At 44.6% G+C, this 12,125-nt stretch carries 12 protein-coding genes; 2 read left to right on the forward strand and 10 right to left on the reverse strand.

The window, feature by feature from the left end:
- Positions 1-111: 111 nt before the first annotated feature.
- Both ACXAF2_RS16405 and ACXAF2_RS16410 read right to left on the reverse strand, forming a co-directional pair.
- Positions 112-684, reverse strand: a complete 573-nt coding sequence (locus ACXAF2_RS16405; RefSeq protein ID WP_475140429.1) for a sugar O-acetyltransferase — start codon at positions 682-684, stop codon at positions 112-114.
- A gap of 26 nt (positions 685-710) precedes the next feature.
- On the reverse strand, positions 711-1,751 hold the full coding sequence (locus ACXAF2_RS16410; protein WP_475140193.1) for an NAD(P)-dependent alcohol dehydrogenase: 1,041 nt from the start codon (positions 1,749-1,751) through the stop codon (positions 711-713).
- A gap of 225 nt (positions 1,752-1,976) precedes the next feature.
- Here ACXAF2_RS16410 and ACXAF2_RS16415 point away from each other — a divergent pair, with 225 nt between their 5' ends.
- Positions 1,977-2,390, forward strand: coding sequence for a MerR family transcriptional regulator (locus tag ACXAF2_RS16415; protein WP_475140195.1), 414 nt, complete (start codon positions 1,977-1,979; stop codon positions 2,388-2,390).
- Positions 2,391-2,947: 557 nt separating this feature from the next.
- Here ACXAF2_RS16415 and ACXAF2_RS16420 read toward each other — a convergent pair.
- The 4 genes from ACXAF2_RS16420 to ACXAF2_RS16435 are packed head-to-tail and all read right to left on the reverse strand — an operon-like array spanning position 2,948 to position 6,122.
- Positions 2,948-3,355: a hypothetical protein gene (locus ACXAF2_RS16420; protein WP_475140196.1), complete on the reverse strand. Its 408-nt coding sequence runs from the start codon at positions 3,353-3,355 to the stop codon at positions 2,948-2,950.
- A gap of 17 nt (positions 3,356-3,372) precedes the next feature.
- On the reverse strand, positions 3,373-5,373 hold the full coding sequence (locus ACXAF2_RS16425; protein ID WP_475140197.1) for a ribonuclease YeeF family protein: 2,001 nt from the start codon (positions 5,371-5,373) through the stop codon (positions 3,373-3,375).
- A gap of 20 nt (positions 5,374-5,393) precedes the next feature.
- Positions 5,394-5,693: a DUF5344 family protein gene (locus ACXAF2_RS16430; RefSeq protein WP_475140198.1), complete on the reverse strand. Its 300-nt coding sequence runs from the start codon at positions 5,691-5,693 to the stop codon at positions 5,394-5,396.
- Complete coding sequence (locus ACXAF2_RS16435) at positions 5,694-6,122, reverse strand: YwqH-like family protein (protein WP_475140200.1); 429 nt, start codon at positions 6,120-6,122, stop codon at positions 5,694-5,696.
- A gap of 378 nt (positions 6,123-6,500) precedes the next feature.
- Between ACXAF2_RS16435 and ACXAF2_RS16440 the strand changes: the two genes are divergently transcribed.
- Positions 6,501-7,106 carry a hypothetical protein gene (locus ACXAF2_RS16440; RefSeq protein ID WP_475140201.1) on the forward strand — a complete coding sequence of 202 codons (606 nt, stop codon included), beginning with the start codon at positions 6,501-6,503 and terminating at the stop codon, positions 7,104-7,106.
- Between the two features lie 764 nt (positions 7,107-7,870).
- On the opposite strand, the gene pbfA is transcribed toward ACXAF2_RS16440, so the two are convergent.
- The 4 genes from pbfA to ACXAF2_RS16460 are packed head-to-tail and all read right to left on the reverse strand — an operon-like array spanning position 7,871 to position 12,125.
- On the reverse strand, positions 7,871-9,223 hold the full coding sequence (gene pbfA / locus ACXAF2_RS16445) for a (R)-1-hydroxy-2-aminoethylphosphonate ammonia-lyase (RefSeq protein WP_475140202.1): 1,353 nt from the start codon (positions 9,221-9,223) through the stop codon (positions 7,871-7,873).
- On the reverse strand, positions 9,198-10,028 hold the full coding sequence (phnX, locus tag ACXAF2_RS16450; RefSeq protein ID WP_475140204.1) for a phosphonoacetaldehyde hydrolase: 831 nt from the start codon (positions 10,026-10,028) through the stop codon (positions 9,198-9,200). The genes pbfA and phnX overlap by 26 nt, the downstream gene beginning before the upstream one ends.
- On the reverse strand, positions 10,025-11,119 hold the full coding sequence (gene phnW, locus ACXAF2_RS16455) for a 2-aminoethylphosphonate--pyruvate transaminase (RefSeq protein WP_475140205.1): 1,095 nt from the start codon (positions 11,117-11,119) through the stop codon (positions 10,025-10,027). Before phnW ends, phnX begins: the two co-directional genes overlap by 4 nt.
- Before the next feature lie 13 nt (positions 11,120-11,132).
- Positions 11,133-12,125 (reverse strand): extracellular solute-binding protein, encoded by a 993-nt coding sequence (locus ACXAF2_RS16460; RefSeq protein ID WP_475140206.1) that lies wholly within the window; start codon positions 12,123-12,125, stop codon positions 11,133-11,135.

Here is a 12,125-nt window from a genome sequence, read left to right on the forward strand (position 1 = left end):
CTTTCTCTATTCTATATCCGTTTGATGGATGGTTAAAAACATGGGGTCATATGGACGGTTCTTAAGCTACGTCAGAATAAAAAAAGAAGCAAGGGAACCTTCCTTGCTTCTTCACTCATGAATCCCTTTCATGACTTTCGCCGGTACTCCTGCAGCCACAACATTTTCCGGAACATCTTTCGTGACAACGGCTCCTGCCGCAATGACGGAATTGTCGCCAATCGTTACGCCGGGCAGGATGGTCGCATTGGATCCGATCCATACGTTCTTCCCGATCGTAACCGGGGAGGCGAATGTGGTGTTTCTCGTATCCAGCGGTAACCCATGATTCAGTGTTGCAATCGTTACATTCATGCCGATCAGTGAACCGTCTCCAATGTGAATGCCGCCTCTGTCCTGGAAGGAACACCCTGTATTGAAGAACACGTTTTTCCCGATGGTAATGTTTTTTCCAAAGTCCGTATAGAATGGCGGGAAGCACATGAACGACGAATCCACTTCGGTGCCGGTCAGTTCCCTGAAAATCTCGACGATTTCTTCCTTGGAATGATAAGAAGTATTCAATTCCATCGTGATCCTTTGAGCTTCGTAGCTGCATTGAGTCAGCAGGCCATACAATTCTTTATCCTCACCCGAAATAGGGTTGCCTTCTCTACAAAACGTCAAGAACTCTTCCATATTCATGCTCTTAGTCACCTGCTTCCTTCCTTTTAAATCGTGCTCGTATCAATCACAAATCGATACTTCACATCAGAACCCAATACCCGCTCATACGCCTCATCGATATAATCCGCCGAAATCACTTCAATCTTCGGAACAATTCCATGTTCCCCACAGAAATCAAGCATTTCCTGTGTCTCACGGATGCCTCCGATCATGGAACCGGCAAATGATCGACGGTGACCGATGAGAGAGAACACATTGACTTCCAGCGGTTCAGCAGGTGCTCCAACATTGACCATCGCGCCATCAAGCGTCAACAGTGAAAGGTACGCACTGATATCAATCTTGGCGCTTACCGTGTTAATGATCAGATCAAATGTACCGGCAAGTTTTTCAAACGTCTCCGGCTCGGTGGTGGCATAATAGGCTTCTGCCCCAAATTCCAGGCCATCTTCCTTCTTATTCAGCGTACGTGAAAGAACCGTCACTTCTGCTCCCATGGCGTGTGCAATCTTGACCGCCATATGACCGAGTCCACCCATTCCGACAACGGCCACTTTCTTTCCTGGGCCTGCATTCCAATGGTTCAATGGAGAATACGTCGTAATCCCCGCACACAGTAGAGGTGCCGCAGCGTCCAGCTCGATGTTATCAGGAATGCGGAGGACGAAATCTTCCGTTACGACGATGTGGGTGGAATAACCGCCTTGGGTAAGCTCGCCGTATTTGTCCACACCTGCGTACGTCGGTACGTTTCCTTTAAGGCAGTATTGCTCCTCCCCATCACAGCAGTTCTTACATTCTCCGCAAGAATCAACCATACAGCCTACCCCTACCCTATCGCCGGCTTTGTACTTCGTAACTTCAGATCCAACCTCCGTAACGATTCCCGCGATCTCGTGTCCGGGTACGAGCGGATACTTCACTTCTCCCCATTCCCCGTGTGCCGTATGGATATCGGAGTGACAGATCCCCGCATATTTAATTTCAATCAGAACATCATGCACATCAAGATCCCGCCGCTCGATTTCAGCCGCTCTGAAAGATTTGTCAGGACCGTCAACAGCTCGTGCTTTAGCAAGTACCATGAATAAAAAACCTCCTGTAATAGTAGCTTTCAAGAGACAGGTGAACATACCTGATGAACTCTTGTTAATTCAATGGTAATACCTCTAGTTAACTCTAGGTCAAGAGATATCCCTCATCCAATCTGCACATTGGATTTGCTTTGACAGCAGGACATAACCATGCTACGATTTCCCACAAACATAGAGTTAACTCGACGTCTAGATGACCGGAAAAGGAGCGCGATTATGAAGACCTATTCAATTGGAGAAGTGGCAAAAGAGTTGAACCTCTCAATCTATACCCTGAGATACTACGACAAGGAAGGCCTCATGCCTTTCGTCGAACGAACAGAAAGTGGCACCAGACGATTTAAAGAATCGGATATCGCCGCATTACACATCATCGAATGCCTGAAATCCACCGGAATGCCGATCAAGGAGATCAAACATTTCATCGATTGGTGCGCAGAAGGCGATGCCACCCTGCAACACCGATACAATATGTTTCTGGAAAGAAAAGCCACCGTGGAAGCAAAGATCAAAGAACTCCAGCAAACAATGGAAGTCATCGACCATAAATGCAGCTACTATAAGACCGCATTGGAAGCCGGTACGGAAGATGTTCATAAGGGGAATAAGATTGAGATAGTCAATCCATGAGGCTGCACTCGTTGGCATAGAATCTTTGGAAAGGGTTCTATGGTTTTTTTGATGGGGGAATGGGGCAGAGCTCTGTCAATTTTGCCACGGTATCACCGGGACGGTTCTCTCAAATTAAAAGAAGCAAGAGAACAGTCCCCTTACTTCCTTCATTTCTTTCTCCATCCAGCCCCAAAGATCCTGGGCGATTTCCTTGCTAAAGTAGAGTAGGAACCGTCCCCATTTAACCTAAAAACACACTAATGTCTTCATCGGTAATATTATTTCCCTCTCCATGTTCCATCAGTAGATCTTTAACTTCTTTATTAAACAGATGAAATAGAAATAGTTTTTTAAAAGCAAAGAAAAAAGTTTGGGTTAAAGTTTGTAAGTTTCATTGAAGCGTAAAAACTTTATAACTCCCTTAATATTTTATCAGCCCTTAATCTATCAATAAAATTATATATTGTATCTTCTTCATCTGCATAGATTCTTGTGAATTTGTAATCTTGCTCGCCCTTTCGTCGGTTCTGATGCTTCCTCTAAATGTAAAAAAGCACGAGAACCGTCCTCGTAGATTATAGATTTTTAGTAATTTTTAAAACTTCAATCTCATCCTCATTTACTGCTTTCTCATAATAATATTTATCAGTTCGTTCAAATCCATTTTGCTTTGCAAGTTCCGCATTAATAGTCCCAAGTCTAAATTGTGTAGCTGCTTTATTAAAGCTTAAATTAAATATATTTCCTTTGTACTTTGCTTTGTAATCAACTTCATAAATTTCTTCAATTTCTTCTTTTTTTATTTCATTTATATATAGCCTAGGTAAGTTAGCAATATCTTTATAGTTGCTAGGATAGATTTTTTCTTTAAACCCATTGTTCAAATCCATTTGATCTTCACTCACTAATCTAATTTTATCTCCATCAATATCACTAACTCTAAAGATTTTATTTTTATATTTTGCGAAAGTTCCCTTCTCCATATATTTTCCCTCCTTTATTATTTAACTGGTACAAATATTTTTATATCACTATCAAATATGGCTACAAGTTCTTCAATACCGTCCGTAACTTTATATAACTCCGCACCATTATTAGGAAGATATCTATTATCAAACTGCCATTCAGGAACTAGTTCACCATTTCTTGATCCTGTAAAACCATTTAGTGTACATGGAGGACCATCTGTATTCATTCCTCCGAAGCACTTTCCATAAGGTATTTCAATATTATCTACATTATTAGTGGTAAATTTAATTTTCCCATACACATTCCCGTCATCAGGAAAAGGCCTGCTCCCATCCCAGGAAGTGTAATCAAGACGGAAAGATTCAACTACGTCACCATGGTTTTTAATATGACCAACATCATCATATTTAGCAACATATCCTCCTATTTCTGCATACTCACCAGATAAATATTTTTCAATATCATTTGCAGGAATTGTTTTTTGTAACATTGTATCTTTTCTAATAGGAGGTACCGAATCTCTTATTTCTTTCATGATTAGAACTTCATCACTAGTTAAATTTGATTCATGCTTTAGTTTTAATTCTTGAAAGTCACTCAACTTTAAATCAAGTTCTCTTAAAACTTCTTCTATTTGGTTTTTGAAACTATTTATAGATGCAACTTCATCAACTATATTTTCAGCACGATGACTAATTTCATCCGTACCCTTAGCACCAACCCCATCACCAGTACCTATCTCTCTCTCCTTAACGGTCCTTTCCACAGAAAACCTACTCCACCCAGGCTCTCCACCAACCAACATCCCATTATCCGCAACCATCATAGGACGGTTATAAAGATCATCAATCCCCAAACGGATCTGATCCCATCTATGGTTCAATGAAACTTTCGGAACGGTCTTAGGTGCGGGAGTTGATATATTCGTGCCACCTTTTACTTTCAATCCAGGTTTGGCCCCGCCGACAAGGAGTGCTGCCAAACCGAAGCTGTTCAACCAGTGTTCTTTAGAGTATGTGTCATCTGGATTGACTGCTCCGTTAAAGAGGTCCATTCCACCCATCGTCAGGTAGTTGATAAAGTCAGAGGCTGAGTCGGTTGCTACTTCAGCTCGTTCATTCAGACCACTCGCAAAGCCCTTGACTAAATCCGGGGCCCCAGCTGTAATATAGTTTCCAAAATCATAGACGGAGTCAAATTTGTCTTCATTTCTCTTCTCCATCCCGGCCCAGATATCCTGTCCGATTTCTTTGAAACTGTTGAGGGATTCGGTGAGGGGATTTTCGTTGACATCTTCTTCCGGTATCGGTTTGGGCTCTCTCGCCTGTTCTTGTGATTCTTTGAATTTCAAGTAAGAGTCGGTCTGGGCTGTGATGTCGTCTGTCAGCTGATAGGCATCACTGGAGTAATAGGCTGCCGCGTTGAAATAGAGCGGTGAGGTGTGATTTCCTTGCCTGGACGATTCCATTAATTCCCTCATCAGCCCTGTGAGTATCTGTTCGCTGACCTCTAAATGTTGATATTCTCTTTTTAATTCTTCATCAAATCGATTGACGGAGTCAAGTGTATCTTCTCGCTGCCTCCTTGCCTCTTCCATATGGGTATCGAATCGATCCCTTGAAAAGACATTCAGCGGTTGGATGTCGCTTATGCGATTGAGGATTCTTTGGAGTTCCTGCTGCTGTGCAGCGATCATTTCACCTGAACGTCGCTCACTTTGATGAAGATCTTCCTCCAGGAATGGAAGTTCCACCGTTTCCCTGCCAAGGTTTCGCCCTTCTGCGTCACCCTGAATGCCATTGAAAAAAGCGATGTTACTTTCAGCAAGTTGAATCCAAATCTCCACGACATCGATTTGAGCACCGTAAAAGCCTTTAATAGCATCGGCACCCTTTCCCTGGAATTCATCGTCAAGTTCCACAATGGCTTGAAAAGAGCTTTTAAGTGTGACAAGTTGATCTCTTAATGTCTCGTATTCATGTCGACGTGATGACATTGCGTCGAGTAAAGTGGGGGCTTCATATACGTTCAATGGTCGCGTCTGCCTTTCTATCAGGATCTTGTTATGGCTTCATCCTGTTGTTTTAAAGCTTCTACATTTGCTTTGGTATCTTCAATATTCTTTTCCACTGTGGCGATGTATTCCTTCAATAACAATTGAATGTTCTGTTCGCGCTGAATCCATGCATCCGTATAATTCAGCTTGTTCCGTCCCAACTGCCCCTGTGCGGGTGCCTTCAGCTGAAGCCGTTCCAGTGAGTTGATCGCTTCATTCAGTTTCGCCATGACCTCACTATGGTTGAGCTTTATTTGCTGCGTTGATCCGCCTCCAGATCCCGAGCTCACATTCATCTAAAATAACCTTCCTTTCAAGTCAATGAGTTTATGGGAGACCTGCTCATAAAAATCTTCACCTTTGGAAAGTAAATATTCTGCGTCATTGGCCAGATTTCCGTAGAAGCTAATAACCCCTTGCTGCGCTTCCAAGGAATGAATCTTTGATTCTATGGAACTGACGTATTCGTCATAATTTTCATGTCCAATTTGCCTCATCGCCTGAAGGGCAGAATCCCGTTCCGCATGATACTCTTCCGACCTCGGACCCATCCAATTTTTATGTAATTCCGGCTGTTGGATTTGCTTGATTTCATTTAATAGTTGACTTTGTTCATTCAGTATGGCGTTCTTTGCATCCCTCAATCGCGAAATCTTTTCCTGAATATCGCTCGTTCGGGAATGGATCACACTTTGAATGTCATTCAAGTCATTGTAGAGTCCCATGCTGGCATCTCCCTTACAGATTATTCCGCTAATGATATAGTACCACCCTTATCTTCATCATTCTATTTAGAAATGGGAGGATGACAAAAAAAGGAATTTTATCATCGTTCTTTTATACCACGATTGTCAATGAACAAAACCTATTAAAATACTATATGTGACTTTAGAACTACTCCAAGAGCGAAGAGAGAGCTTTCTTGTCCCAATACCACTTTTTCCACAGATGCATTTTAACGCATTCCATGTCACCCCAGTTCCCATATATTAAATGATTTTTAAAATAGAACCCTCCCCTTACCAAAAATTCAAAAGGGTCACCCATTACACTAAAAATATCAGGAAATGTTTTACATTCAATTTCAAGAGGAGGAATTTTTTATGAAGAAGATTATGTGGTTACTATTCGCTGGTGCAATGTCCCTCATGCTTGCAGGCTGTGGTGGGGATGCAGCTGTGGAGGAACTGGATAAAAATGATACGGAAAAAGCCGAGGCCAAGACGACAAGTGAACCAGCTAAGGAAGAAAAACCTGAGAAAAAAGCACAAGAAGATGATATTTGGACGTATTACAATGACGCTACCTGGTCGGACGATTACAATGGATTGAAGATGGAAATTCAGAAAACAGTTGTGACGGATAAAGCTCCTACGATGGAAGATGAAACCGCAGAGACATCAGCAGTGGGAGTGAAATTCAAAATGGAAAATACAACGGATGGCAAGTTCACGTTTTACCCGGACCAGGCCGTCCTCGTCACTAGCACCGGGGAACAAATTGACATGCCCGATATGTGGGTCTCAGATAGCATCGGCGGAGAGATCGACAAAGGGGTCATCAAGGAAGGGAATATCATCTGGTACCTTGAAAGAGGCCACGCGGAGGATATCGAGTGGATCAAGATGGAGTTCTCGGGGCATCAGGGAGCGGAGGATGATTTTGAGGCTGAGATGAAGGAATATGAGATTGAATTGAAGTTGAAGTAAGATGCACAGGGACGGTCCTTCTGCTTCCTTTTCATAAAAACCGTCCCCTTGCTTCCCACCTATAGGTTCAAAAGAAGACGCACGTATCAATTGAGAGATATGGTCAAACACCACAGCTGATAAATAGACGGAAAAATTCCCCTTAATTTATAATGACTATTGAAAAAGACTGAAATAGACGGAAAGATTCCACCTATTTAATCAAAAAACACATAAATAGGTAATTTCTCTATACATAAGCGGAAAACTTCCGCTTATGTACCCCCAAAACAAGTTCCATTCTGAATGTAACCGGAAAAACTCCGCTTATTTCACTTCCCCTGGTTCTTCCATAAAGGGGAATACATCTTATTTGAAAGATTACGATGAGCCGTATCCATAATTGTATTTCTATATAAAGAAACTCGCCACATTCACTTCGGTGAGTTCTACTTGTTAATATACCAACAATGATGCTACTACAATTGTCATTTCGGCACATCATGGCCGCCCCATCGCCTTCATGACATTCCAGCCATCCTTTTGACAAACCAGTCAAGAACGTTTCCAGTGCAACTGGGGTTCTCTCCAATATTTCAATTGCTTCATGTAGTGTAAAGTTTATCCGCTTCCCCTCAAATTCTGATTGCCGCTCTTACCAATCATCATACTTCAATCACTATCCGGGAAGATAGATTTAGTTGTCTCCTCTTCACTTAAAAAAAAGCAAAAGAACCGTCCACTTGCTTCCACAAAAAAAGAGCCAAGGGACCTGTCCCCTCGGCTCAAACCAACTCACCCAACGCCTCATCAACCAACCCCACAGCAAACCCCAACTCCTCCTCCGTCACAACAAGCGGAGGATGCCACGTCATGCAATTCCCACCCGAAACCTTAAACGACAATCCTCTTTCCAGGCAGTAATACAACACACGCTCAGCTAAATCCGGGTGTCTTTCCTTCGTTCCCCGGTCCTTCACCAGTTCAATCGAAATCATGAGTCCTGCAATCCGTACGTCCCCGATACATTCATGACGCTCAGCAAGCCTGTTCAGCTCATCACGCACAAACGATGAAAGTGCCTGGCACCGCTCCCCGAGATTATAATCGTCGATATAGTCAATCGTAGCGAGGATCGCTGCGCTTCCGAGTGCCGGCTTCTCATGTGTATAATGCCCGAGAGAAACATCCCCGGCACAATCGTACTCCGTTTTCGCAAGGACCGCAGCCTGCGGGATGACTCCCCCTCCCAGCCCTTTCCCCAATACAAGTAGGTCCGGTTCCACACCAAACTGCTGATGGACGTAAAACGTTCCACTGCGGTAAAGGCCGGTCGGGATTTCATCAAAAATCAAAAGGATCCCATAGTGATCACAGATCCTCCGCAGTCCTTCGAAATAGCTGCGAGGCGGGATATGCGTATCGGTGGCCCGGATCGGCTCCAGCAAGATCGCCCCGATGTCCCCTTCGTTTTCAATCATGTATTCCAGATACCGAAGGCAAAAGGACGCGATCCCTTCAGGGTCTTCACTGTTGATGAGATTCCGGTAGCCATTATACGGAATCCCTTTCAGTACTCCCGGCATGAGGGGACCCATGTCTTTCTTGAACACATACTCGCCCCCGACGGAAATCGTATCAAGTCCTGCCCCGTGGAACGATTCCCACATGGAGATGACCTTGTGCCGTCCGGTTGCCTTGCGGGCGATTTTAAGAGCGAGTCCAACAGCGGCACTGCCTGATGGCGTAAACAGGACCCGACAATCCTTTGACGTCGTTTTGTTCACAAGTGCCTGAGCCGCTCGAATCGTAATGTCCGCAGTAAATCGCCTCGGAATGAACGGCAGCTCCTCTACTTGCTTCTTGACTGCCTCCACAACATACGGGTTTTTGTAGCCGACCTGATGAAGGCTGTTTCCATGAAAGTCCAGATACCTTCGCCCGTTCACATCCGTGATATAGCAGCCGTCAGCATCCGAAACCGCCTCGAGGCAGGGAGTCGACATCGATTGCTTAAGAAAAGACCGGTCATCCTCCTGAAGGAATGCGGTACTTCGCCCGGATAATTGCTGATTCCACTGGGAACGCAGGAAACTGCTATTTATATCCCCCTCACGCTTCAATTCGTTCTTGCTCATACGGCCGCTTTCCTTGTTGGATCTTTTCATTGATTATTTCAATCAACTCCGGTAGCTCTTTCATGGTCCGGATGGTAAAATCAGCGCCGTTTGAGTAGAAAACTTGTTCCACTTTGGCCCGTACGCCATTCTTCTCCGTCTCTGAAAGACTATCAAACTCCTCCTGAGTCAGCCCCATTTCCGAACTCCCTTCAATCACACCCACGGTCCAGACTCCTGCATTGACGCCTTCTTTCATATCAGATACCGTGTCACCGACTTTGACGACCTTCCAAGGTGCCGTCAATTGAAGAGCCTCCATGTTCCGGAAAATCATGTAAGGGAACGGTCGGCCGAAGGAGTTTGTGTCGTCTGCCGTGATATAGAAATCCGGGCGGTAGCCTTTCTTTTCTGCCTGTGGCGCGACGATTTCCATCATCGAACCTGTATAACCCGTTGTGGAACCAATCTTCAGCCCCATCTCCCTGAGGTTTTCCACAGTGTCAATAACATGTGGAATCGGATCCGTATATTCTGCCAGATTCGTTAATAGCGTCGTTTCAAAGGTTGAATGAAGAGCTTCTACATCCTCTTCCTGGAATGATCGACCGTGCACTTCCTCCCACAGACCGGAAATTCTCGGCATAGATAGCATCTCCCGGATATGATCGATCTTCAGCATTCCCATTGGTCGACGCGCTTCCTCCATGGTCACCTCGATGCCGGCCTGTTTGAAAATATCCATGAATACCTTTACAGGGGCAAAACATCCATAATCTACAGTCGTTCCTGCCCAGTCAAAAATGACCGCTTCTAGTCTATTCATTCCGTCTCATCTCCCATGTATCCTGCGATAACGCCGCAAAGATTTTCTATATCGTCTTCATAGATTTCACCGATGTTGCCGATTCTAAAGGTATTTACTTCCGTCAGCTTACCTGGATAAATCACATAGCCTCTTTCTTTTACGTACGTGTAGAAGTCTTCGAAATCAAATGCGTCCGTCGGGTATACAAACGATGTGATGATCGGCGACTGAAGCTCGTCTGCAATATAGGATTCAAAGCCGATCCCGTTTAGTTTTTCTCTTAAAACTCTATTATTCGTTTGGTACCGATCGAACCTCGCAGAAACACCGCCTTCCTCCAGCAGTTCATCGATTGCTTGTGAAAAGGCTGCAACGACGTGGGTCGGGGACGTGAATCTCCATTTGCCGTCCTCATCCATCCCTTTCCATTGATCATATAAATCGAGTGACAGACTTTTGCTGTTTCCTTCGCAGGCCATCAGCTTATCCCGTCTTGCAATGATGAAACCGAAGCCGGGAACGCCCTGGATGCATTTATTCGCCGAGCTGATTAAGTAGTCAATCTCAAGCTCCGGTACGTTGATCGGAATCCCTCCGAAGCTGCTCATGGCATCAATGATGAGGGTTTTCCCATATTCCCTCGATACGTTTGAGATCATCTCTAATGGGTTCAGGATCCCCGTAGTCGTTTCACAATGCACCATCACGATATGGGTAATGTCCCGGTCTGACTCTAGTATTCTTCTAATCTCTTCTTCCTTCGGGACTTCATCATACTCCACACTGTACTGGTTGAATGGTATGCCAATCGCCTCAGCCATTTTGACAATTCGCTCCCCGTAAGCACCATTGGTGATCAGGAGCGGCTTATCCTCTTTAGAGATGGCGGTCATCATGACGGACTCCACCGCAAATGTGCCGCTTCCCTGCATGAGGACAACCGTGTAGTCCTCGTTTGAACATCCGCCCAGTTCAAGCAGCTGCTGTCGTATTTTTTGAGTGATCGTCTTATAGTCTTGATCCCATGTGCAGCGGTCAACAAGCATTTTCTCTTTGACCGTGCCCGATGTCGTTAAAGGCCCCGGTGTTAACAACTTATATGCGTTCATAGGTTCCCTCTCCTTATTTGGCAGATTTAAAGAATTCCTGATGTTCTTTCAATAGATCGACGGTCAATGGCTCTGAGAATGTCTTCGAATGAGCCGGTTTATTGCTCTCAGAAACGGTTTCCCCTTCATAAAGCGCAACAGGATAGGATTCTATTAATTCATCTCGGCCGTCTTCAATGATGACCTTCGCCATTTCCTGCGCAAGCTTCGTGGTCGCTTCATCCTTTTTCACAACCGCTACCGATTCAGTTAACGAGAAATTTCCTTCTGTCGGGTCGACAAAGTCGATGGGCTCTCCATTTTCCTTAGCCGCCACTGCCTGATGACGCAGTCCGAATCCGACAGCGACTTCACCTGCCTGCACCTTCTTAATTGGACCGGAGCCTGAACTTTCAAGATGTGGCCCGACATTCGCAATCAATTGTTGCAGAATCTCTTTCCCCTCTTCTTCCCCGTACTCGCTCATGATCGATTGAACGAGGAGCCAGCCTGTAGAAGAGTCCATAATGTTCGGAATCGATACGAGATCTTTGTATTCCGGCTTCACTAAATCCTTGATCGACGTTGGCATTTCTAGCCCTTTTTGCTTCAGGATTTCACTGTTGATGAAAATGGAACCTGTATTCGATAGAATCGGAGTATAGTAGGCAGGATTCTGATCCAGTGCCTTCGGTTCGAACGTTAAGTCCGCAAACATGTCATACTTGTTCTGAGCACTTTCAATATAGTAGGAACTCATCGTAATCAAATCAGAATCCGTTTTCTCTCCCTCTACTAAAAGCTTTCCGCCTAATTCAGATGTCCCGAGGGATTGAATGACATACTTTCCTTCATAGCCTGCGCCCTTCAATGCGGTTTCCATCGCTTCTACCGCTTCATCATCCCCATTTGTTGAGATCACGACTTTTTCTTCCTCCCCTGATGCCGAACTGCCGCATGCAGCCAGTGTTGCAACACATAATACAACCATTAAATGTAGAAACCCTTTTTTCATTTTGCTTAGCAT

This window comes from Rossellomorea sp. ABR4_004 (genome assembly GCF_056159585.1).